Annotated in this window: 29 protein-coding genes and 1 riboswitch; of the genes, 24 read left to right on the forward strand and 5 right to left on the reverse strand. The window is 42.6% G+C overall.

Annotated features, from left to right (window positions below; translation table 11 throughout):
• Entirely contained in the window at positions 1-225 is a 225-nt protein-coding gene (locus tag ACXAHI_RS13490) for a helix-turn-helix domain-containing protein (RefSeq protein WP_474813571.1), read from the forward strand.
• Positions 225-1,046 carry a DUF817 domain-containing protein gene (locus ACXAHI_RS13495; RefSeq protein ID WP_474849883.1) on the forward strand — a complete coding sequence of 274 codons (822 nt, stop codon included), beginning with the start codon at positions 225-227 and terminating at the stop codon, positions 1,044-1,046. Before ACXAHI_RS13490 ends, ACXAHI_RS13495 begins: the two co-directional genes overlap by 1 nt.
• On the opposite strand, the gene ACXAHI_RS13500 is transcribed toward ACXAHI_RS13495, so the two are convergent.
• On the reverse strand, positions 1,016-1,489 hold the full coding sequence (locus tag ACXAHI_RS13500) for a GyrI-like domain-containing protein (RefSeq protein WP_474848629.1): 474 nt from the start codon (positions 1,487-1,489) through the stop codon (positions 1,016-1,018). The genes ACXAHI_RS13495 and ACXAHI_RS13500 overlap by 31 nt on opposite strands.
• Positions 1,490-1,656: 167 nt before the next feature.
• Positions 1,657-1,771, forward strand: a riboswitch (TPP riboswitch).
• Positions 1,772-1,907: 136 nt separating this feature from the next.
• Here ACXAHI_RS13500 and thiC point away from each other — a divergent pair.
• The 6 genes from thiC to ACXAHI_RS13530 all read left to right on the forward strand — a co-directional run bounded on the left by thiC (position 1,908) and on the right by ACXAHI_RS13530 (position 7,736).
• Positions 1,908-3,686, forward strand: a complete 1,779-nt coding sequence (gene thiC / locus ACXAHI_RS13505; protein ID WP_474848631.1) for a phosphomethylpyrimidine synthase ThiC — start codon at positions 1,908-1,910, stop codon at positions 3,684-3,686.
• A gap of 18 nt (positions 3,687-3,704) precedes the next feature.
• Positions 3,705-3,872 carry a serine protease gene (locus tag ACXAHI_RS13510; RefSeq protein WP_474848633.1) on the forward strand — a complete coding sequence of 56 codons (168 nt, stop codon included), beginning with the start codon at positions 3,705-3,707 and terminating at the stop codon, positions 3,870-3,872.
• A gap of 59 nt (positions 3,873-3,931) precedes the next feature.
• Positions 3,932-4,564 carry a DUF3885 domain-containing protein gene (locus ACXAHI_RS13515; RefSeq protein ID WP_474848635.1) on the forward strand — a complete coding sequence of 211 codons (633 nt, stop codon included), beginning with the start codon at positions 3,932-3,934 and terminating at the stop codon, positions 4,562-4,564.
• A gap of 235 nt (positions 4,565-4,799) precedes the next feature.
• Positions 4,800-6,536, forward strand: a complete 1,737-nt coding sequence (locus ACXAHI_RS13520) for an ABC transporter ATP-binding protein (RefSeq protein WP_474848637.1) — start codon at positions 4,800-4,802, stop codon at positions 6,534-6,536.
• A gap of 118 nt (positions 6,537-6,654) precedes the next feature.
• Complete coding sequence (locus tag ACXAHI_RS13525; protein ID WP_474848639.1) at positions 6,655-6,981, forward strand: PadR family transcriptional regulator; 327 nt, start codon at positions 6,655-6,657, stop codon at positions 6,979-6,981.
• Entirely contained in the window at positions 6,981-7,736 is a 756-nt protein-coding gene (locus ACXAHI_RS13530; protein WP_474848641.1) for an HAAS domain-containing protein, read from the forward strand. The genes ACXAHI_RS13525 and ACXAHI_RS13530 overlap by 1 nt, the downstream gene beginning before the upstream one ends.
• A 29-nt stretch (positions 7,737-7,765) precedes the next feature.
• On the opposite strand, the gene ACXAHI_RS13535 is transcribed toward ACXAHI_RS13530, so the two are convergent.
• Positions 7,766-8,491: a Bax inhibitor-1/YccA family protein gene (locus ACXAHI_RS13535; RefSeq protein ID WP_474848643.1), complete on the reverse strand. Its 726-nt coding sequence runs from the start codon at positions 8,489-8,491 to the stop codon at positions 7,766-7,768.
• Positions 8,492-8,528: 37 nt separating this feature from the next.
• Positions 8,529-8,987: a GNAT family N-acetyltransferase gene (locus ACXAHI_RS13540; protein WP_474848645.1), complete on the reverse strand. Its 459-nt coding sequence runs from the start codon at positions 8,985-8,987 to the stop codon at positions 8,529-8,531.
• A 151-nt stretch (positions 8,988-9,138) separates the two neighbouring features.
• Here ACXAHI_RS13540 and ACXAHI_RS13545 point away from each other — a divergent pair, with 151 nt between their 5' ends.
• The 12 genes from ACXAHI_RS13545 (at position 9,139) to ACXAHI_RS13600 (ending at position 17,928) form a co-directional block, all read left to right on the forward strand.
• On the forward strand, positions 9,139-9,615 hold the full coding sequence (locus ACXAHI_RS13545; protein WP_474848647.1) for a hypothetical protein: 477 nt from the start codon (positions 9,139-9,141) through the stop codon (positions 9,613-9,615).
• A 137-nt stretch (positions 9,616-9,752) separates the two neighbouring features.
• Positions 9,753-11,333, forward strand: coding sequence for a long-chain-fatty-acid--CoA ligase (locus ACXAHI_RS13550; protein ID WP_474848649.1), 1,581 nt, complete (start codon positions 9,753-9,755; stop codon positions 11,331-11,333).
• A 111-nt stretch (positions 11,334-11,444) separates the two neighbouring features.
• Complete coding sequence (locus ACXAHI_RS13555) at positions 11,445-11,645, forward strand: hypothetical protein (protein WP_474848651.1); 201 nt, start codon at positions 11,445-11,447, stop codon at positions 11,643-11,645.
• Complete coding sequence (locus tag ACXAHI_RS13560) at positions 11,629-12,261, forward strand: DUF3267 domain-containing protein (RefSeq protein WP_474848653.1); 633 nt, start codon at positions 11,629-11,631, stop codon at positions 12,259-12,261. The genes ACXAHI_RS13555 and ACXAHI_RS13560 overlap by 17 nt, the downstream gene beginning before the upstream one ends.
• A 150-nt stretch (positions 12,262-12,411) precedes the next feature.
• Positions 12,412-12,885, forward strand: a complete 474-nt coding sequence (locus ACXAHI_RS13565) for a divergent PAP2 family protein (protein WP_474848655.1) — start codon at positions 12,412-12,414, stop codon at positions 12,883-12,885.
• Between the two features lie 130 nt (positions 12,886-13,015).
• A complete protein-coding gene (locus ACXAHI_RS13570) occupies positions 13,016-13,387 on the forward strand; it encodes a VOC family protein (protein ID WP_474848657.1) in 372 nt (123 codons plus the stop codon).
• A gap of 117 nt (positions 13,388-13,504) precedes the next feature.
• Complete coding sequence (locus ACXAHI_RS13575; RefSeq protein ID WP_474848659.1) at positions 13,505-14,035, forward strand: GNAT family N-acetyltransferase; 531 nt, start codon at positions 13,505-13,507, stop codon at positions 14,033-14,035.
• 168 nt (positions 14,036-14,203) lie between these two features.
• Entirely contained in the window at positions 14,204-15,505 is a 1,302-nt protein-coding gene (locus ACXAHI_RS13580) for an ATP-binding protein (RefSeq protein ID WP_474848661.1), read from the forward strand.
• Between the two features lie 75 nt (positions 15,506-15,580).
• On the forward strand, positions 15,581-15,781 hold the full coding sequence (locus ACXAHI_RS13585) for a PspC domain-containing protein (RefSeq protein WP_474848663.1): 201 nt from the start codon (positions 15,581-15,583) through the stop codon (positions 15,779-15,781).
• Positions 15,782-15,831: 50 nt separating this feature from the next.
• A complete protein-coding gene (locus ACXAHI_RS13590) occupies positions 15,832-16,512 on the forward strand; it encodes an HAD family hydrolase (protein WP_474848665.1) in 681 nt (226 codons plus the stop codon).
• Positions 16,509-17,138, forward strand: a complete 630-nt coding sequence (locus tag ACXAHI_RS13595; protein WP_474848667.1) for a YdcF family protein — start codon at positions 16,509-16,511, stop codon at positions 17,136-17,138. Before ACXAHI_RS13590 ends, ACXAHI_RS13595 begins: the two co-directional genes overlap by 4 nt.
• Positions 17,139-17,157: 19 nt before the next feature.
• Positions 17,158-17,928: an SDR family oxidoreductase gene (locus ACXAHI_RS13600; RefSeq protein ID WP_474848669.1), complete on the forward strand. Its 771-nt coding sequence runs from the start codon at positions 17,158-17,160 to the stop codon at positions 17,926-17,928.
• A gap of 41 nt (positions 17,929-17,969) precedes the next feature.
• Here the strand turns inward: ACXAHI_RS13600 and ACXAHI_RS13605 are convergent, their stop codons facing one another.
• Positions 17,970-18,557, reverse strand: a complete 588-nt coding sequence (locus ACXAHI_RS13605) for a hypothetical protein (RefSeq protein WP_474848671.1) — start codon at positions 18,555-18,557, stop codon at positions 17,970-17,972.
• Between the two features lie 254 nt (positions 18,558-18,811).
• Between ACXAHI_RS13605 and ACXAHI_RS13610 the strand changes: the two genes are divergently transcribed.
• The 4 genes from ACXAHI_RS13610 (at position 18,812) to ACXAHI_RS13625 (ending at position 21,733) form a co-directional block, all read left to right on the forward strand.
• Positions 18,812-20,326 (forward strand): BCCT family transporter, encoded by a 1,515-nt coding sequence (locus ACXAHI_RS13610; protein WP_474848673.1) that lies wholly within the window; start codon positions 18,812-18,814, stop codon positions 20,324-20,326.
• Positions 20,327-20,503: 177 nt separating this feature from the next.
• Positions 20,504-21,115, forward strand: coding sequence for an LPXTG cell wall anchor domain-containing protein (locus tag ACXAHI_RS13615; protein WP_474848675.1), 612 nt, complete (start codon positions 20,504-20,506; stop codon positions 21,113-21,115).
• 156 nt (positions 21,116-21,271) lie between these two features.
• A complete protein-coding gene (locus ACXAHI_RS13620; RefSeq protein ID WP_270180919.1) occupies positions 21,272-21,424 on the forward strand; it encodes an aspartyl-phosphate phosphatase Spo0E family protein in 153 nt (50 codons plus the stop codon).
• A 21-nt stretch (positions 21,425-21,445) separates the two neighbouring features.
• On the forward strand, positions 21,446-21,733 hold the full coding sequence (locus ACXAHI_RS13625; RefSeq protein ID WP_474848677.1) for a hypothetical protein: 288 nt from the start codon (positions 21,446-21,448) through the stop codon (positions 21,731-21,733).
• 37 nt (positions 21,734-21,770) lie between these two features.
• Here ACXAHI_RS13625 and glnA read toward each other — a convergent pair whose 3' ends face one another.
• A complete protein-coding gene (gene glnA / locus ACXAHI_RS13630; protein WP_474848679.1) occupies positions 21,771-23,093 on the reverse strand; it encodes a type I glutamate--ammonia ligase in 1,323 nt (440 codons plus the stop codon).
• Positions 23,094-23,115: the final 22 nt, after the last annotated feature.

The raw sequence follows: 23,115 nt of genomic DNA on the forward strand, positions 1-23,115 counted from the left end.
GTGAAGAACATGGCGATTATTATTAATATCGACGTGATGTTAGCGAAAAGAAAAATGAGTGTGACGGAACTTTCGGAAAGGGTGGGTATCACGATGGCGAACCTTTCGATCTTGAAGAATGGAAAAGCGAAGGCGGTTCGATTTTCAACGTTGGAAGCGATATGTGAGGCATTGGAATGCCAGCCTGGCGATATTTTGGAATATAAAAACGAGAGCGGTAAGTGATGGGGCCACTTAAGCAGCTCGTCAGGTTCGGGTGGGAGCAAGCGCTATCCTGCTTGTTCCCGGTCGTTATCTTTGCTTCCTTAGCTCTTACGAAGTTCGTTCCGCTCCCCCTATTGCCGAGATATGACTGGCTACTCTTAATCTGTTTAGTCATGCAGTGGTGGATGATTCGTTCTGGTCTTGAGACGCGAGATGAATTGAAGGTGATCACGATGTTTCACCTCATCGGTCTCGCACTAGAGCTTTTTAAAGTGCACATGGGTTCTTGGTCATATCCGGCAGAGGGTTACTCAAAGGTTTTTGGCGTACCGTTGTACAGCGGATTTATGTATGCGAGCGTTGCGAGCTATCTCTGTCAGGCGTGGAGAAGGCTGAACGTAAAATTGGTCAAATGGCCATCTTTGTGGCTCGTCGTTCCACTTGCGGCTGCAATCTACCTAAACTTCTTCACTCATCATTATTGGATCGATGTTCGCTGGTGGTTATCTGCGCTCGTCATCTTCGTCTTCTTTCAATCATGGGTCACGTATGAGGTTGGAGGAAAGCAATACCGTATGCCGATTGCGCTTTCATTTGTGCTTATCGGATTTTTCATATGGATCGCAGAGAACATCGCGACTTTCTTTAGCGCCTGGGAATACCCGAACCAGAGAGATGCCTGGAGTCTTGTTCACCTTGGAAAGGTAAGCTCGTGGCTTCTCTTAGTGATCGTCAGCTTTCTGATCGTAGCGACGTTAAAGCAGGTGAAAGGGAAAAGTTCTGGTTTGCCACGTACATCTTCTAGCTCTAGCTATCTCTCAATACGAGGAACGATGAAATAAAGCGATGTTTCTTCATCTTCATGGTTAAAGGATTCTGGATAATATTCGAAGCAGTAAGAAAGATCGATACCCGACGGTCTTTCTTTTTGTATGTAATCATAGACTGATTTAATGTCACGGTCTTTATTACGAAAGCTGATTTCAAATGATAAATACGTTCCTTTTGGGATGATGATTCTCTCAAAACCACTCGTTTCACCGAATGCTGTGACTTCACACGCTGCTGTGTATGCATAACTTCCGTGCTCGATTTCTTTCATATAGCCAATCGCTTCTTCCTTTGGGACAAGGTGACTCACGTGACGGTTCATGAATTGCTCCGAGAACGTTGTCCAGAAAGACGGTAGATCCACTTCTTCTAAGGAGTTAAGGGAAAGGGAACCTGGATAGCTTAGGCCAACATAATAACGATCTTCGTTCCAGTGTAGTTTTTCGTAATTCATTGTAGTCGCCTCCATTTTTATAAACGTATTTTCCTCACAATCATAGCATGAACATCTTAGGAAATTTGATAGAAGAGGTAATCGTTAGGCATAGGTAAATAGAATCGTTCTATAACGGTAGCTATTGTATTTTTAGAAGACTCCTATATACTAGAATCAAATACAATAGAGTTAACTAGGGGAGCCCAATGAGCTGGGCTGAGAAGGAAACGCTTTGAAGTTTCTTGACTCTTTGGACCTGATCTGGATCATGCCAGCGTAGGGAAGTTAGAACGATCATCACTGTAACGCAACGTCTGTTTACATATGAGCCGGGTCCGATGAATGACAATGGACCCGGCTTTTTTATGTTTTGATAGGCTTCTGCACATGGTTTGATTCATCTCGTCCTTTATTTCAAAAAAAGGGAGAGTTTATGATGTCAACATCATCTACACCAAGCAATGAGAGCATTTCCATTATGTCTAGTTTTTCAGGTAGTCGAAAAGTGTATATCTCAGGATCGAGAGAGGATATCAAGGTGCCGATGCGTGAAATCGCGTTGAGTCCGACAACAGGGACATTTGGTGAAGAGGAGAATCCTCCGGTTCGTGTATACGACCCTAGTGGTCCGTATACAGACCAACAATATACTGTTGATCTAGAAAAAGGGCTCCCAGCACTTCGTAAAACCTGGATTCAAGAACGTGGAGACGTTGAAGAGTATGAAAGGCGCAAAATGAAGCCAGAAGATAATGGATACAAAGATGAAAATGATCCGAGAATGAGTCATTTTTCACGGTTAAATCGAAAACCACTGCGAGCGAAGAAGGGAAAGAACGTTTCGCAACTTCATTACGCTAGAAAGGGAGTGATCACTCCCGAGATGGAATTCATCGCACTTAGAGAAAAGATGAATCCAGAATTTGTTCGAGCTGAAGTGGCTAAAGGCCGTGCGATCATTCCTGCGAACATCAATCATCCAGAGATTGAGCCGATGATCATCGGTCGCAATTTTCATGTGAAGATTAACGCGAACATTGGAAATTCTGCCGTTTCCTCATCGATTGAACAGGAAGTGGAAAAAATGACTTGGGCAACACGCTGGGGCGCAGATACGATTATGGATTTATCAACGGGGAAAAACATTCATACGACTCGAGAATGGATTATACGTAATTCACCTGTGCCAGTGGGGACCGTCCCAATTTATCAAGCGCTCGAAAAGGTCAATGTTGTTGAGGATCTAACTTGGGAGGTTTACAAAGATACATTAATCGAGCAAGCAGAGCAGGGTGTTGATTACTTCACGATTCATGCCGGTGTTCGATTACAATATGTGCCGCTTACGGCTAAACGGTTAACGGGAATCGTATCTCGTGGCGGCTCGATCATGGCGCAGTGGTGCTTGTATCATCATCGAGAAAGCTTTTTGTATACGCACTTTGAAGAGATTTGTGAGATCTTAAAAACCTATGATATTTCTTTATCCCTAGGAGATGGCTTGCGTCCTGGATCCATTGCTGACGCCAATGATGACGCACAGTTTGCTGAATTAGAAACCCTTGGAGAACTAACAAAATTGGCGTGGAAATATGATGTTCAAGTTATGGTTGAGGGACCAGGACATGTGCCTATGCATCTGATTAAAGAAAACATGGACAAACAAGTCGAGCTATGTGATGAAGCGCCATTTTATACATTGGGACCACTTACAACAGATATCGCTCCTGGGTATGATCACATTACGTCTGCAATTGGGGCAGCGATGATCGGTTGGTACGGTACGGCGATGCTTTGCTATGTTACGCCAAAAGAACATCTAGGATTACCAAACAAAGAAGATGTTCGAGAAGGGGTGATCACGTATAAGATTGCGGCACATGCAGCTGATTTAGCGAAAGGGCATCCAGGGGCACAACTCCGAGATGATGCCCTTTCGAAAGCACGGTTTGAATTTAGGTGGAGAGATCAATTCAACTTGTCTTTAGATCCAGAACGTGCAGTGGAGTATCATGATGAAACCTTACCTGCTGAGGGAGCAAAAACAGCACACTTTTGTTCCATGTGTGGACCAAAGTTCTGCAGTATGAGGATTTCTCAAGATATCCGACATTTCGTAAAAGAAAATGAAACGTTCACGAAAGAGGATATTGAAAATGGGATGAAGAGAAAAGCTGCAGAGTTTAAAGAAAATGGATCGTCGATTTACCGATAACATGAAGGGGGCGACATGATGAACGTTCAACAACTTGAAGAAGAAATTAACGTTACGAAACATCACCTTTCACTGCTCGAGAATCAGTTAAAAGCGTTTCAAGAAAACTGTGATCATCACTTTGAAGGAGATCAAAACTATGAAAAATGCGTGAAGTGTCATAAGGTAGAAATCTTATATTATTAACGTGTACACTTCATTTAACGTAACAATTGAAGAGACATAGGAAAAAACGAGGTGCAAATTTGCTTGTAAATGACTATCTAAACGAGACTTTTCCGAACTTAGAGCTACAGCCTCCGTTATTATATAACTGGAACGTTGGACTACGGTTCGAATTAGGAGTGGGGTATCATCTTGGGAAAGACAGTGCTTATATGCAAGGGGTATACCATCGGGCAATCACATTATTTGAATCATTACATTCAAAAACGGAAGACATCTTTGTAGTAGTCGATGTCTATCACGATACAGAAGGAAAAGCTCACAAACATAAATTGAAGGTTTTTTCGCCATATGTGAAAGAGAAATCGCTACTGTATAAAGTAAACCAGAAAACAATTCCTTCTCTACTCCTAGAAGAAGAGGAAGAGGAGGGATGTAAAACGCATAGGTTCACGTTGCAATGCAAGACGTCCGATCTTAAGTATAGATCTATGTTAAAGGCGATTTGTAATCACGATATGGGTATAAAACCACTGATTCATCATAGGGTATACTTCATCAATATCAATAGGAAAACGATCTATCACGTTTATGACGATAGAGGATGTGATTTGCTTGCTACCTCTCCTGAATCAATAAGAAGCATGTATAATCGCTATAACGACTGGATTTTAAACTACGACAGAGAAGAAGTCGAAAAGCGGTTTACCTAACATGCAGAGAGGGAGTGTACCTTACTGAAGGTAGACTCCCTCACTATGAGGTCAGTGAAATATATGTTCAAAAGTTCATTCAAGTAAAATACTAAACGTATTCAAAACTAGCTTCTCATCATAGAATAAAAGATTGACTACTACGTCTAAATCGATTAGCATAGTTAGTTGATAATGGTTTTCAATTAAACCACTTACATAGTATTCGAAAATTTGCTAACAAAGGGATGGTTCCATGCTCAAACGTTTCTTTTCTTATTACCGTCCATACAAGTGGCTGTTTATCTTAGATTTCTCTTGTGCCGTGTTTGTCGGTATATTGGAGCTGGCCTTCCCACTCGCAGTCAATCAGGTAATCGATCGGCTATTGCCTGAACAAAATTGGTCGCTCATCATGTTCGCTTGTCTAGGATTGCTTCTCGTGTACCTGTTGAATACAGGACTGCATTATGTCGTCACGTATTGGGGGCATATGCTTGGAATCAACATTGAGACAGATATGAGGCAGAAGCTATTCACACACATGCAGAAGCTTTCGTTTTCTTATTATGATGGGAATAAAACAGGGCATAGTATTTCACGTCTGACGAAAGACTTAGAGGAGATTGGAGAAGTTGCCCACCATGGACCAGAGGATGTTTTCGTTGCGTTGATGACGCTAGTCGGTTCGTTCGTTCTTATGCTCACGATCAATTGGCAACTTGCCGTCATCTCTTTCATCGTGATTCCATTCCTCATCATCCTTGCTGTTTACTTTAATAAAAAGATGACGAGAACGTTTCGTAAGATGTTCCATCGCGTCGCAGAAATTAATACTAGAGTCGAAGATAGCATCGGTGGCATTCGTGTTGTGCAGGCGTTCGCCAATGAAAAGCATGAACAAGAAAAATTTCTAGAAGAAAACAATCGCTATAAAGGAACGAAACTGCAATCGTACAAAATCATGGCGCAAAATGTAACGGCAAACTACATGACGATGCGCCTTGTGACGTTAACGACACTACTGTTCGGCACGTATTTTGTTATTCAAAATCAGTTAACATACGGTGAGTTTGTAGCCTTTATCCTTCTTGCAAATATTCTCGTTGGTCCAATTCAGAAGATCAATGCGGTTATTGAAAGCTATCCGAAGGGGATTGCAGGATTTAAGCGGTATACAGAAATTATGGATACTGCTCCGGATATTGAAGATACACCTCAAGCTGTTCATAAAGAACTAGAAGGTGACATTGTGTATCACGATGTGAGGTTTGGGTATGAATCGTGGAATCCGATTCTTAAAGGCGTTAGTTTACAGATCTCACCTGGGGAGACGGTGGCGTTCGTTGGCCCTTCAGGTGCCGGGAAGACAACGCTTTGCAGTCTTCTGCCTCGTTTTTACGACGTTCATAGCGGAGACATCACAATTGATGGCACAAATATTCGTGATCTGAAACTCGAATCGCTGCGCAGTCAAATCGGTATCGTTCAGCAAGACGTCTTTTTATTCTCAGGAACGATTCGTGAAAATATTGAATACGGAAAGCTTGGCGCATCGGATGAAGAAATTTTAGAAGCAGCGAAACGAGCGAGGCTTGAGGAGTTCATCGCTGATCAACCAGAGGGACTCGATACGGTTATTGGAGAGCGTGGTGTGAAGCTTTCTGGAGGGCAAAAACAGCGGCTTGCGATCGCGAGAATCTTCCTGAAGAATCCTCCTATTCTTATTTTGGATGAAGCGACTTCCGCATTGGATACGGAAACAGAAGAAGCGATTCAAAAGTCGCTGGATGAATTGACGGTTGGCAGGACGACACTTGTCATCGCACACCGCTTAGCGACGATCAAGAATGCGGACCGGATTATGGTCGTTACGAAAGACGGCATTTCTGAAGAAGGCTCTCATGACGAACTTCTTCGTCAAGATGGCCTCTATAAAAAGCTTCACCAAGCTCAGTTCGGTCGTCCTGAACTTTTAAAGGAAATTTATTGAAAAAGGTCTTTGAATAACTGGAAATGTTAGGTATACTTTAACTACATTGCAATGCAATGTAGTTATTTTTTTATCCAACTACCTTGTAAAACAATATAGATGAACGGAGAGGTGGAACATGTCTTCGAGTCAGATTTTAAAAGGGATATTAGAAGGCTGCTTGTTATCCATTATTGGAAAAGGCGAAACGTACGGGTATGAGATGATCGAAAAACTGAATGAGTATGGGTTTAATATGGTAAGAGAAGGAAGTATTTATCCTCTGTTGCTACGCATGAAAAAAGAAGGGCTCGTTGTAACGTCACAAAAGCAGTTACCCTCTGGCGGACCGAAGCGAAAGTATTATTCGCTAACTCGTAAAGGGGAAGAAGAATTAGCGGCATTTAAGGAGAAGTGGGAGTCACTATCAAAAAGCGTTGATTGCTTGTTAGAGGAGGAAGGTTAATGGGATTATCTGTTCAAAGTCAAGAGTTCCTAGCGAATCTACGACTCTATTTGATCTCGAGTGGGAAGAACGAAGACGAAATCGAAAGTATCATTAGTGAACTCAACGATCATTTGCTTCAAGCAGAAAAAGCAGGGAAAGATGTAAGTGACATCATAGGAAAATCGCCAAAGGATTATATGAAACAACTATCGAAAGAAATGCCGATCGATCGTAAGGATGTGTTGAAGTATAGTTTGATGGTCATGATTGGAGCCATTGCATTCATTGTGTTAGGAAACGTTGTTCGCGGCGGAATCGAAGCGTCTGTCCTCGAGCTCATCAGTTATCCACTCATCATTCTCTTTTATATTGGATTGATTTCAGTCACGTTCCGCAGGATTGCTACTAGCGGAAGTAAGATGCTGATGTGGACGCTTCTAGGCATCGTAGGAGCGGTTCCAACCGTTCTCATACTAGCTTTACTTTTCTTAAATGGTGCCGTTGAGACACCTACAGTCACATTTCATTCAACTTGGAACATCGTTGCCGCAACTGTCGCCGTTCTCCTTATCATCGGCTTATCACTTTGGACGAGAACCTGGGTCATGCTCATCATTGCTGCGATCGTATTTGTTCCTGACTTGATCATGAACGTTACCGAGCTCGAGGAAAGTACAAAAATCATTACATCTAGCATGCTGATCATGCTCGGGATGGCGATCTACCTATTCTTCATGTGGAAAAAAGACAAAAAGCAAAATGTTATAGGATAGAAAAAACGCCCTGAGGTCAGGGCGTTTTTCTATCTTCGTATTTTTTGTAGAAGTCTTAGAATCTCGATATATAGCCATACTAGCGTGACCATGAGTCCGAACGCGCCGTACCACTCGAGGTATTTAGGTGCGCCGGCGTCGACACCTCTTTCGATGAAGTCAAAGTCCAACACGAGGTTAAGCGCGGCGATTGCGACGATGAAAACGGAGATGCCGATGCCGATCACGCCGTTTGAATGCAAGTAGGGCACCGTCATCGTTGTAAACATGTTCATAACAAAATCGAGTAGATAGACGACAAAAATAGCGAGCGTCGCTGAGACGACCATCAAGCGAAAGTTCTTCGTTACTTTTATAATTCTTGCCGCATAAAGGAATAACAGGACGCCCATAACTGAAAACGTTAGTGCTGCTGCTTGAATCACGATTCCTGGAAACTGGTTTTCGAGAATGGCAGATATGCCGCCTATCGCAAAACCTTCAAGGGCTGCATAGATCGGTGCTGTGATCGGGGCTGCTTTCTTTACGAACACCGTGAATAGAGCGACCACGAGCGCTCCGATTCCTCCGATCATCATCATGAAGATGACGTCTTCCCCTTGCGTAAAGCGATACCATGTGTAGACCGCCGTTCCGAGTAAAAAGAGAAAGAGTACAAACGTCTTTCCAACCGTACCACCGAGTGTCATCGTTTCGCCTTGTTCACCCGTATTGCGAAATATATCGTTCTTTAATACTGGATTTCCGCTTCTCATTTTAGTCTTCCTTTCTATTAAGAAGGTTTCTCTTGTTCTACGAATGCGAGGTTCCAAACGTTTCAGAGAGTGCTTTTTTCATAAGAATGTGTGGAATCCCATCTTCCATGAATACGTCAGAGACCGTTTTATACCCTAACTTATGGTAAAAGGTTTCGGCTTGAACTTGACCGTGAAGCTTTACCTTCGTAACCCCCTGATTTGCAGCTAGCTCTTCAAGTTTGTGGACGATCATATTGCCGATCCCTTGCTTTCGATAAGATGGAAGGATGCAAATGCGTTCGAGCTTCCCATACCCATCATGAACACGCCATCTGCCAGTGCCAACTGCATGATCGCCGTCCAGAATAAGAATATGCTCGGCATCCGCTTTTAGACTGTCGAACTCGTCGTATTCTTCTTCTTCAGGCGTTCCTTGCTCATCGATAAAAACGTTCTTCCTAATTTCAAAGGCTGTATCTAACTGCTTCTGTGTTTCGATAAGAATGGCTTCCATTCTATTGACCCCTCTCCAAACGTTCTAGTAAAAGTATAATGAAAATCAGCTCAAGAAGAAAATAAAATGGATGTGTATGGAAGGTTTTGGATGACGAGGAGTAGAAGATGAGAGCAGTAGTGATGGAAGTGTATGTAGAGAGGGGTTAAGTATGAGAAATTGGATGGTAATCGTAGGAGCGCTCTTGCTTGTGTTGGCAGGCTGTACATCGAATAAAGAAGCTGTGACGCTCCCTGATAATATTCCAGAACATGTGTCAGAAAAAGATTTTGAAGAAATCGATTGGGAGAGAAAAGCGGAGCCGTTTGCGGAAGGAAACATGATTGGAAATGAAAATAAGACTGGCGTCATCGGCATAGACCAACCGAGTTTAGAAGGTCAGAAATGGATGTGGCATCTATGGGGTGTTGAGGAAACGGAATTAACGGTCGTCGGGTATCACCGTGAGAGCGGTACGGTTCACCAGATTCTTGCTGGTGCGTGGACGATTCCTTTAGGGGGAGAAAACAATGGAGCGGATTCACACGCCCCTTCTTCTGTAAACGTTCCGAAAAAGGGTGAGTGGGCCATGCTGTTATATACGGGTGATGCCTTGTTCGACACGCTAATTTATGAGATTGATAAATAGGTGAAGGCGAGCGGCTCTCTAAAGAGCCGCTTTTGTTGTTGTAGTTTCTGTTTCACTCTTTTTGGTTGATATAGTACAGATGAATATTTAGAATAGTATGTAAACGTTTTAAATTCTCAAAAGGGAGAGTGGATCTGTTGAACGTACCATTAGTGCTGACTGATTTTCTTGATCGAGCTGTCGACCTGTATGGAGAAAAGCCTGCGGTTATCGATGATGAGCGTGTGTTAACATACAACGAGCTGAATAGCCGTGTAAACCAGCTTTCACGTGGACTAAAAGCACTTGGAATCGAAAAAGGTGATAAAGTCGCTTACCTTGCACCGAATACGACTGAAATGCTAGAAGGATTCTATGGGGTGTATCAAGTTGGAGGTGTCATGACGCCGCTGAATACACGACTCAATCAGACAGACTACCAATTTATATTGGAGCATAGTGAAAGTAAGGCACTTTTTGTAGATGAAGAGCTTTTTCCTCTTGTAGAAAATGTGCTCCCTCTCCTACCTGAGCTTAAGCATGTGTTTGTTCACGGAAACGATCAAGACGGTGGACGAGCTTACGAACCGTGGCTACGTACCTTCTCAGATGAAGCGTTTGAGCGAACGGAACTCGATGAAAATGATGTTGCATCACTGTTATACACGAGTGGAACGACGGGAGATCCGAAGGGAGTACTGCTGAGCCATCGCTCGAATTATCTTCATGCTCTATCCACGATGCACCATCTTCGTGTAAGTGATCAAGATACGCTGCTTCACGTGCTTCCTATGTTTCATGTGAATGGTTGGGGTTCTCCTTTTTACTATACAGCGAACGGTGCAACGCAAGTGATGCTAAGAAAAACAGATCCAACTCTCATTTTAGATAAAATTAAGAAACACGGTGTTTCAATTCTACATATGGCACCAACCGTACTGAACATGGTGATTGAAGCGTTTGAAGAAGAAAAGCCTGCGATCGATCAAGATGTACGAGTGGTGATTGCTGGCTCCGCGCCGCCTCCTGCTTTTGTTCGAAAAGTTGAGGAGGACCTGAGATGGAAGTTCATTCAGGTATATGGGATGACGGAAATCTCACCATTGATCACGACGTCAGAACTACGCTCGATGGACATCGATCTTCCACCCGAAGATCGGTACAGATTAAAAGCAAAAGCAGGGTATGCGATGATTGGAAGCAAAGTAAAAGTTGTAAACGAACTTGGAGATGACGTTCCACACGACGGAAGAGCGATCGGTGAAATCATTACGCGTACGAACGGCGTGATGGAAGGGTACTATAAGAATCCTGAAGCAACGAATGCAACGATTCGTAACGGCTGGCTTTATACGGGAGACATGGCTGTCGTGGATGAGGGTGGAAATATTGAAATCGTGGACCGAAAAAAAGATGTGATCATTAGCGGCGGAGAAAACATTTCTTCTATCGAAGTAGAAGCGACGCTTTACGAACATCCCTCTATCTTGGAAGTCGCCGTTGTTTCAAAACCAGATGAGAAGTGGGGAGAGTCTCCACACGCAGTGGTCGTTCTCCGTGACGGCGAAACGCTGACAGAAGAGGAGCTCATCTCATTTTGCCGAGAAAAGCTTGCCCATTTTAAAGCCCCGAAAAGCGTTTCGTTCATGGACGAACTGCCAAAAACAGCATCAGGTAAAATTCAGAAGGTCGTGATTCGAAAATCGTTCTGGAAAGATAAAAATAGATTAGTAAACTGAGTGAAGTGAGACATTTCCTATGTGGAAATGTCTTTTTTTAAAACCAGAAAAAGGAAATGGGGGAGGGGAATCGAAAGAGTGATGTGGCTAATAAAAAGGAAGGGGAGCAATATGAGAAGAGTATCTGTTCTAGGGAAAATCAATTTAGTTCTCGGATTGGTGTTTCTTATTGGCGGGATTTCGTTAGTTTTCTTTGATCGATCGACGTCTCTCATCATTGCGTTCGTAGCACTTGGCTTAGCTCTGATTCTATCTTCTATGTTCATGAACAAAACGGTGGTTAAAAAGGGAAGCAATGAAGTTTCAAAGTAATCTGCCAAAGGTCGATGGTGCTATTCATAGAGAGTTGATAAAAGCAGGGTGGAAGCCATTAAAAGAACCTCAAAGTGTGACGAGTGCGACCATTCGCTCAATCCCTCTTATGATCCTGACGACGCTTCTAACTGCATTGCTCATCATGGCGAATTCCTCACTCACACTTCAAGAATTCGGGATCAACACAAGTACGAATTCATTAACTTTGAGTTTTCACTTTGGATATCTTATCGTTATCTTTTTATTGCTGGTCGTTCATGAGCTGCTTCATCTCGTATTTATCCCTCATTTTTTACAATCAGGTAAAACGTATATTGGGTTAACTTGGTTTGGAGGGTATGTGGTAACAGAAGAGAAGCTATCGAAATCAAGATACTTGTGGATCACTGTAGCACCTTTTCTTATCTTATCCGTTCTTTTGCCGCTCGTTCTGAGTTCCTTGGGACTGTTAACACCGGTGATGAAGATAGTGATTCTACTAAACGCAGCTTCATCTTCAGTGGATATGTTGAACGTGCTCCTTATAACGAAACAAGTACCTGCGAAATCTACGATACTTAACAATGGTATGAAAACATATTGGCGGAATGAAGGAGAACAAATTGGAGACTAGAATGAGAGATTAGGTTGTTGATGATGCAAATAACGTGATTATTTGAAGAGAAACCTTTATGGACGATCGCAAAAGAAATCCCTCGAATAAAAACGCTCCACTTAGGGTAATGAGAATAAAAGATTACTAGCTTAAGTGGAGGGTGAAAAGATGCAGAAAATGAATAGAGGAATCCTCACAGCAGTGTCCTCGATTGCAATCGCACAAGGATTGAAGATTTTAACGTACAAGCGGTTAACAGGGAATTGGGATTTCAAGCAGGTAGCAACAACAGGCGGGATGCCGAGCTCCCATTCTGCAGGGGTATCCGCTCTTGCGACGTATATCGCTGCGAACAAAGGCTCACGTCATACGGAAACAGCACTGGCTGCAATATTTGGTGTGATCGTCATGTACGATGCCCAAGGAATTCGCCGTCATACAGGAGAAATCGCACAGCTCGTGAACGACCTCGAAGACAATATCGCTGAGATTTCGAATTCTGGTCAATTTGCTAGCTTTGAATTTGTGGAACGTGAAAAAGAATTAAAAGAGCTCCTCGGCCATCAGCCTGTTGAAGTAATTGGCGGTGCGCTGCTCGGTGCCATGCTAGGATTCTTTTCGGCGAAACTAGAAAACAAATAAGTCAATGAGGCGCTTGCCGAGGGTAGGCGTCTTGACAGGGGGTTTCTTTAGGTAGTTTAAAAGAGTCGCTTTAACTATGTAGAAGCCCAAAAGTGCGTGTTTTCAACACATGATTAGGAGGGTGTATAGAATGGTAAGTCCGATCGCAAACAAAGTACATACCATTTTTGTTCATGTTACTGACTTAGAACGCTCTGTGCGTTGGTATACAACGTTACTCGGTCAAGAGGTCAGTTCAGAAGTGGCGGATCCCGTCTACAATTTGAAGCTCGATCATCATACGGGAGTTGTCCTTGATGCAGGTCCTGAGGGAGAGACGAAGAAAGTTGACCCATCAAAGCATCCGATCTTCAATTTTCATACAGATGATATTCAAAAGGCTTATGAATATGTAAAAGAACTAGGATATACCGTTGACTCTGAAACCGTGCATTTCGATGACTTTTCTTTCTTCAATATTGAAGATCCTGATGGAAATATCGTGATGGTTTGTACGGGATGATGTTAGAACAATGAAGAGGGACTTCATACGAAGTTCCTCTTTTTATGTGTGCTTCATGATTTCCTTACAATCAACACATAGTATAGAGAAAGGCTTTCTCAAATGGAGAGTGACGGTATGAAGAAGATCATCCTAACGACAAATCGACTCGTTCTTCGGGAAATGTACCGAGAAGATGTTGATCACCTTTTGGAAATGTTTCAGGATTCTGAAGTGATGAAGTATTACTCTGGATTGAAAAATCGAGAAGAGACGAGGAAATGGATCGAATGGACGCGTGAAAACTATGCCAAGTATGGTGTTGGGTTATGGATCGTCGAAGGTAAGAGCACTGGTGAATGCCTAGGACAATGCGGTCTTGTTTTACAGAAAGTCGGTGGCAACATGGAAATTGAACTCGGTTATTTATTGAAGAGAAATCACTGGGGAAAGGGAATCGCCTTTGAAGCTGCACATGCTTGTAAACACTACTGGTATGAAAAGATGACTGCAGAGAGAGTGATTTCTCTTATCGATCCTCTTAACGATCAATCGGCAAAACTCGCAGCTCGAATTGGGATGAAGTATGAAAAGCGTATTAGGAAATGGGAGAAGGAACTAGATCTCTACTCATTTTATCGTAGTGATTTTACCCAGATTAAGGAATAAATAGAAGGGACTGTATAAGTTGGGATTCGATTGTACTAAAGACAGACTCAGGACTATTTTACCTTTTTATAAACATTTATAAAGCGGGCGTTAGTAAAAGAGGAATAGGACTTTTGGGGCAGAATGTATAGTGGTGTACTCACAAAAATCTAGATGTGTGGTGAAACCATGTTATTGACGGCTAAGAGTGTGCTATTAAACCTTCTGGTGGTTTTTGCCCCATTAAGTATCATTCAGGTTTTCTATCTCCTCCAGCATACGAACTTTTTAAAACGTTCTTCGAAATGGATCTTAACGATATTCCCTGGAATTTCAATCATTTTTTGTATGATGTATCCCTTTGTATTTAACGATGAATTTATTTTAGATTTCAGAAGAATTCCTTTTATATTGGGGGGGCTGTATGGCGGTCATTGGGTTGCGTTCGGATACCTGATCGTCACACTTGGGTTCCGCTATTCCATCGGTGGTTCTGGATTTATCACGACTCTTATCTTCTTCGGCGGCCTTGCGATCATCATTTCTTTCCTATCTCCTTTATTTAAAAAACTCGGTCTAAAGCATAAGCTCCTATTAGCGCTTGCGCTCGACAGCGTTGTTGGATGGTTTTCGGCAGGGTTTAGTTTAGCATTCTATGATACTGGTTTGCCCACGAATATATGGGTTATCTTCAACATCACTTCTTCTATTGGAATCGTCATCGCCATTCTCGTGTACGAAGTGTTCATCAGCCAGTTTAACTTATTGAATTCGGTTATGGAAGGTCAAAAGCTGAAGGTCGCGAGTCATCTAGCCGCTAGCATTTCTCATGAAGTGAGAAATCCACTCACCGTCAGCAGAGGGTTCCTCCAGCTCATCGATAGCGATGTGAAAGACCCAAAAACTAAGGGCTATATGGATCTTGCGATAAAAGAAATCGACCGAGCAACGGATATTATCAACGACTATCTTACGTTTGCGAAGCCGTATCCTGAGAAGTACGATGTGATTGAAATTGAAAGAGAACTCTACACGAGTCTCAATGTCATTCAACCACTTGCCACAATGAGCGATGTGAGGATCAATTCGCATATCGAGCTGCCATCAACAATTATTGAATATGAAAAGAAAAAGTTCCAGCAGTGCATCATGAACATTTTGAAGAATAGTATCGAGGCGATGCCTGAAGGAGGCACCCTGACCGTTCACGCAACAAAACAGGGAAGTAAAGTGGTCGTTGCGATTACTGATACGGGTGTCGGCATGACTACTGAACAGCTTTCACGCATCGGTGAACCGTTTTTTACTACGAAAGACAAAGGGACGGGCCTCGGCATGATGGTGACGCATAGTATCATTTCTGCGATGAACGGTCATCTGTCATTTGAAAGCAAGCCTGGTAAGGGCACGACCGTTACGATCTTTCTTGAAGTGAAAGAATCCTCTACAACTGGTTTTGCAGGGGAACAGTCTAAGAAAGGAATCTCTTAATGAAACTTTTGAAACCTTCTCATAGGGGGAATCGTATAGATAGACAAGTACCCATTAAGAAAGGTGGATGTTCGTATGAAAAAGCTATACAAATCTACACAAGATCGGAAATTATCAGGTGTGCTAGGTGGACTGAGTGAAGTTTGGAACATGGATGCAAGCATGTTACGAATCGTTTTCGCGGTGTTGACCGTTTTATTAGTAGGACTTCCGATGGTCCTCATTTATGTGCTAGCAGCACTGATCTTGCCAGATGATAAGGATGTTTGGGAATAAGGTGAAGACAGTTGTCTTCACTTTTTTTATTGAGAAGGAGGGGAACGTTCATGAAGGCAGTTCTTTTTGACCTAGATGGAACCTTATTAAATCGAGATGCTTCGCTCGAAGCATTCATTCGTGACCAATACGACCGCTTTCCACAGGTAGTGGGTCACATTCCGAAGGACGTATATTGTGACGCGTTTATTAAGTTTGATCAACGCGGTTACGTTTGGAAAGATAAGGTGTATCAACGAATGATTTCAGAATTCAAGTTGAAAGGTGTGACCTCTGAGGAACTATTACACGACTACGTAACCGAATTTAAGCATCACTGTGTCCCGTTTCCAAATCTCGTAACGATGCTAGAAGAGTTAAGGTCTCGCAACCTTACGTTAGGGATTATTTCTAATGGATTCGGACAGTTTCAGATGGATAATATAAAAGCGCTAGGCATTCAAGATTATTTTGAAGCGATATTTATCTCAGAGTGGGAAGGATTAAAGAAGCCAGAGGCGAACTTGTTCTATCGGGCACTGAGTAAGCTCGGTGCATTGCCAGAAGAGAGCTTATTTATCGGTGATCATCCTGAAAATGACGTAAGTGCTGCAAAGCGAATCGGGATGAAGGGAGTCTGGAAGAAAGATGACCATTGGGAAACGCCGGATGCTGATGCGGTAATCGATGATCTGATGGAGCTTCCACCTTTACTTGATAAACTTGAGAACTTAAAGGAGCGAACTTTTTGAAGCCTATCATACCGAAAGCACCAACAATGCCAGAACTAGTCCAAGAAGAATTGAACCATATCGAGGAGATCGTATTCGGGGAAGTGAAAGCTCACAGGCGATGTGATGTTCTATTTATCTATAGCGGGACACATCCAGGACACTGGGAAAAAGCGATTGAAGCCTATCACAATGGATATGCGAAGGACATAATCGTCACAGGCGGAAAGAGTTTAACGGGCGTTCCTCACCCTGATTGGGATCATGAAGTCGCTTCAGAAGCTGACGTAATACTCTCCCACCTACTCGATAACGGGGTGCCTAAAGAATGTATCACGTACGAAAAGAAATCGACCAACACACTAGAAAACGTGATTTATGCGAAGGAAGTGTACGATTTTAGCCGTACAGAATCTGTTATGTACATATGTAAAAGTCATGCAGCAGGACGCCAGTATCGAACGCTAGCGAAACATCTTCCGAGTTCAATCGAGTACACTTCGTACACGTTTGATTGTACCTATAACGGCGTACGCGTTGGAAGGGATAATTGGATGGATACAGAGGAAGGTAGAAAACGGGTTTGGGGAGAATACTTAAGGATTCAGCACTATGGAGAGCTAGGGCATATTTTGGCAGTCCAATAGAATGTAAGGAGATCACAATATGATTGAACGGATAGCGATTATTACCGGGGCAAGCCGCCCAAAAGGCATTGGTGCCGCGATTTGTCGTGAGCTAGCTTCAAAAGGGGTTCATGTCTTTTTTACTCATTTCACTCCCTTTGATGAGACGACTGGATATGATGATGCAGATCATCAGTGGGCAGAGACATTTGCGAGTGAGCTTAGAAGAAAAGGCGTAAACGTTGGTCACATGAACTTGGATCTAGCTGATAAAGACGCCCCGGACCAACTACTTGATAACGTTGAACGAGAACTTGGGAAACCTACCATTCTCGTAAACAACGCAGCACACTGCGAAGAAGTAAGCTATAAAGAATTAACAGCTGAAATACTAGCAAAACACTGTGAAGTTAACGTACAGGGAGCGTGTATGCTGACGGTGGAATTCACGAAGCGTTTAGAAGGGACGCGGTTAGGCGGACGTATCGTGAATTTAGTAACAGGTCAAGACAAAAGTCCGGTTGCAGGAAACTTGGCCTACATCACGTCAAAAGGGGCCATCTCTGCTTTTACAAGATCACTAGCAACAGAGGTTGCATCTGAAGAAATCACGGTGAATGCGGTTGATCCTGGACCGACCGATTCTGGTTGGATGGATCAAGCAACGCAGGAGTTTTTAAAACCGAAGTTTCCAACAGGGCGAATTGGGACACCGGAGGATGCAGCGCGTTTGATTTCATTTCTCACAAGTGAAGAAGCGAAGTGGGTAACCGGTCAGATCATTCATTCTGATGGCGGGTTTTGGGATTAAGAAAAAACTGTGGTCAGGCACGTGCCTAACCACAGTTTTTTTTATGCATCTACGCGTTTTCTAGCTACTAATAGAAGTGCGCCTGCTAGCACTGCTCCACTACCGATCAGCATCATCGTTGGAAGGTTTGTTGCTGTATCAGGCATTTCTCCACCAGATGAATCATTCGCAACATGATTCATACGATCAGCAAATACCCATTTTCCTGCTTCATATTTGTAGTGAATCGTTAGCGTGTATTCACCGCGCATGTTATTTTCATTAGGTTGAGTGAGTTTATAATGATTTTCATTGATTTTTTCGAGAGTATAATCTTTGTTGTCGAGTAGTCTTACGGGGCCATCACGGGCGATTTTAATGAGTTTTCCATCGCGTTCTTCAAAGAACGTATCAACATAATGATCAGCCAGCGGCCAAACCATTATGCTTTTGAACTCTTGCTCCAAACGATCAATCGAATCGTACTTCTTTACTTCGTTTTCCTTGTTCGTTTCAAGTTCGATCAGCTCATCGAATTGATTCTCTAACTCCTCCACCGGTGGCTTTCCATGGTCTTCAGCATAAACCGGGTTGTTCATCCCCAAGAAGAGTAGACCAACTACGACGAGTGCAGAAATGAATCGAAACAATGTAAAACCTCCTTAAAATTTGTTCCATTACTTATGTTCCGGATTAATTTGGTAGTTAAACGTGTTTTGGTAAATTTTTTGTAATAAAATTAATATTTGTGATGTTAATGTAACATCGCAAAGCGTTAAAACTTTAAAAACTTTTTTGCAATTTTTGTCTTACATCGTCAAATTTTAGGGTAATAAGGGGGAGGGACCTTATTCGCATAGGTTTTATACAGCAGCATTCAAATCGTTATGATGAGGTGAAAGGATTGAAGAACGTTACATCGGTTTTTTGGTACGGATTATTGATCTGCGGATTGGTAGTCCTATGGGGAGCAGTAGCTCCATCTAATTTAGAAAGCGTCACATCAGCTGTGACAGGATACATATCAACACAGTTCGGCTGGTATTATCTTTTAATCGTTATGGTCATTCTAGGATTTTGTATCTACTTAATCTTTTCCCCATTTAAAAATATTAAGCTTGGTGGAAATAATGAAAAGCCAGAGTTTCCGCTTGCAACATGGTTTGCGATGCTCTTTAGTGCAGGAATGGGAATGGGCATGGTTTTTTGGACTACTGCTGAGCCAATCTCTCACGCTTTTAAAAGTAGTCCGAACGGACAAGAAGGAACGCCTGAAGCCATTCAGCAATCACTTGAGTATTCATTCTTTCATTGGGGCGTCCATGCATGGGCAGTGTACTCGTTAGTTGCCCTCGTACTGGCATATTTTAAATTCCATAAAGGGTACCCGGGCTTGATCAGTGCTACGCTCATTCCACTTTTCGGGAAGAAAAGAATGGAGGGAATAGCAGGAACGTTGATCGATACGCTTGCGGTCGTCGCGACAGTTGTAGGAGTCGCTGCAACGCTCGGATTCGGAACGGCTCAGATCAATGAAGGGTTAGCGTTTCTCTTTGGTACTCCGAGTAACTTTGGAATTCAGCTTTTGATCTTAGTTGTGTCTACAATTCTTTTCATCGCATCTGCATGGTCAGGAATTAGTAAAGGAATAAAGTATTTAAGTAATATCAACTTAGGATTAGGCTTTGTATTACTTCTAATGCTGCTTATCGTTGGACCAACGCTTTATATCATGAACATGTTTACGAATACGATCGGAGGTTATTTTACAAACTTCTTCGATATGAGTTTCAATATGAATCCAAACAATGAAGACCGTCAGTCATGGGTGAAAGGATGGACGGTGTTCTACTGGGCATGGTGGATCTCATGGTCTCCGTTCGTCGGCATCTTTATTGCAAGAATTTCACGAGGCCGTACGATCAAAGAATTTATGCTTGGCGTACTCTTCGTTCCATCGATCGTCTGCTTCATCTTTTTCTCAGTGTTCGGGGTATCAGCACTCGATCTTCAGCAGCAGGGGATCGCGATGATCTCAGATTACTCACTTGAAACCGCGACATTCGCTGTGCTTGAGCAGTATTCACTAGGGACGCTCATGACGGTCATTACACTCTTTGTGATCGCGATTTTCTTTATCACGTCAGCAGACTCTGCGACATTTGTGCTAGGGATGCTTAGTACGACAGGCAGCCTGAATCCAGCCGCACCCGTGAAGATTCTCTGGGGACTTAGTCTTTCTGCAATGGCAGCGATCATCATCTACTTCGGGGGAACACAGGGACTCCAGAACATGCTTATCATCGCAGCATTCCCGTTCTCTGTCGTGATCCTCATGATGGGATACTCATTCTTTAAAGCCGCAAGTGCGGAAGTGAAAGAGAATAAGACAAATATGCGTACGAATAAAGCGAGTTGAATTAGGGGTATTGAAGGAAGCTGAATGGATCAGCTTCCTTTTTTTATAAATTAATGGTAAATACTTGCATTCTAAACAAACTATGCTAGTATACTAGACAGGCGCAAGATTACAGTTATATTACAAAGATTAAATTTATTACATAGACGCGCCGAAAAATTTTCAGGAGGTTTTACAATGAAAAGAATTCTTTCAGCACTCATCATTGTCACTGGTTTACTGTTTATGGGGTTTCAAAACACAGCATTAGCGCAGGATCATGGAGAACCCCCGGTAAAGGAGCTAGAAGCGGATTTTACCGAGTTATATGAAATAGAGGATGAAAAAAGCGTACTTATTTTAAAAGGCTATGACTCCATGGAGAAATTGGAGCAAGCTTTCGGGGAAATCATGGTTCCTGAACTTGCAGAAATGTATGTTGATAGTTTCTTTAAAGTAGAAGATGGAGAGGTTACATTCAAACCACAAGATAGTCGCCTCACAATCGATTTCAATCGTGAATATGACCTTACAAAAGTGAATGACAATCATTACAAGCTTTCACAAGTTGCCACAGGCGACCTGTATGAGGGGCGTACATTAACAATCGATTATATCTATGATTCTGGTAAATGGATCTTTGGTAACCGTAATGGTGCACTTCCAGAAGTGCACGTAGATGGGGGAGCGGAAGAAGGAGATCAATTACCTGATACTGCAACACCATTTCCAACGTACATGATGATTGGCGCAGGTATCATGATGAGTGGTGCACTCGTATTAATTGCTAGAAAACGCTCAAACGCTTAATCGAATAATAGAGTTGAAAAGGGAAGCTGATCTATTCAGCTTTCCTTTTTTTTATATTGAAGGAACGGGTAAGTACTACTTTCTAAAATTTAACAGAAAAAGGATTTTTTATGTTACTCTAATGATAGTAACCAAATAACGTAAGGAGTTCGGTAGGTGAAGAAGTTGGAGGAAGAAATATATGAGCTGCGGATGGCGCTTTACGAAGTGGCGTTTGAAGCAGATACTTTTTCAAGTGAAGAAGTCATAGAACTAAGTCAAAAGCTGGATGAGAAATTAGTGAAACTTCAAATAGAGAAGGAAGAGTAATTAGATGAAAGGAGTATGCGGTTGCCAACTTCAGTGCTAGGTAGAGTTTGTGCGGTGTCTCTTTTCATTTATTTGGGTGTGTTGATCGCTTTGGTCGTAGGGATCTATCAAGATGCAGCACTTGGAGCAATCACACTAGTGATGAAGGTTGGGATCTTTGCAGGTTTACCGATCTTCATCATTTCTATCTTCGCGGTTAGAAAAGAAATGTTCTATAAAAAATTTGTTCCTGTACTTTCACTAGTCATAAGTTTTTTCTCGTTAATCGGCACATTCTTTTTCATGTTTATATGGTCTTTCGGAGGATAAAAAAATCCGCTCACGATATGAGCGGATTTTCTTACATTTACTTATTCATATAACGTTCAACTTCCCACTGACTTACGTTCAGGGAGTAGTCGATCCATTCTTTTTCTTTGTCTTCGATGTAGCATCTAGACGTATGCTCACCTAGAGCGTCGATTACGACTTGGTCTTCTTTAAGTGCTTTGATCGCTTCTTTTAGGTTTGTTGGAAGCGTTGGAACATCATCTGTAGACACTTCGTAAAGGTTACGAGACTCTGGTTCACCTGGGTCAAGCTCGTCACGAATTCCTTCAAGACCTGCATGTAGTACTGCAGCTAGCGTCAAGTAAGGGTTCGCTGTAGGGTCTGGGTTACGGATTTCAAAACGTGTACCCATTCCACGTGTTGTTGGAACGCGGATCATACAGCTTCGGTTAGAGTGAGACCAAGCAACACTTACAGGTGCTTCATAGCCAGGAACAAGACGCTTATAAGAGTTCACGTTCGGGTTTGTAATTGCCGCAAGACCATTCGCATGGTGAAGAATACCAGCCATGAAGTGTTTCATCGTATCAGAAATTCCGTCTTCTTTGTTTTCGTCAAAGAAAGCACTCTCGCCATCTTTGAATAGAGAAAGGTGGCAGTGCATACCAGAACCGTTCTCACCTGCAAATGGTTTAGGCATGAATGTTGCGTGATAATCATGTCCAGTCGCAACGTCTTTAACAACGCTCTTGAACGTTTGGATGTTGTCTGCAGCTTTCAATACACTGTCAAAACGGAAATTGATTTCGTGCTGTCCTTTTGCTACCTCATGGTGAGAAGCTTCCATCTCAAAACCATATTTCTTCAACGTGCGAACGATATCGCGTCGTACCTGGTCACCTTTGTCTTTAGGTGATGCATCGAAGTAACCACCGCGGTCATTCATTTTGCGGATCGGGTAGCCTTCATCATTCAGTTGGAATAAGAAGAATTCTGGTTCAGGTCCAACGTTTACAGTATAGCCAAGGTCTTGTGCTTCTTTCATCGCTCGTTTTAAAATATAGCGAGGGTCACCTTCGAACGGTTCACCGTCGGGCGTGTGAATATCACAAATGAAGCGTGCGATGCAGTCCGTGTCGACCGCTTCAGGAAGTACTTTGAATGTTTCAAGATCTGGGAACAAGTACATATCACTTTCTTGAATATCTGAAAAGCCTGCGATTGAAGAGCTGTCGAACATCGCTTCATTGTTCATTACACTTTCGATCTCTTCAACAGGAAGCTCTACGTTCTTCGTTTCACCAAGCATGTCTGTAAACTCTAGGCGAATAAATTCTACATTCTTTTCATGAACTTCATCCAAAATAACTTGTTTGATGCTTTCTTTTGTAATCGTCATACATTACCTCACCTTTAGAAAG

It is taken from the genome of Anaerobacillus sp. ABD4_527 (genome assembly GCF_056160805.1).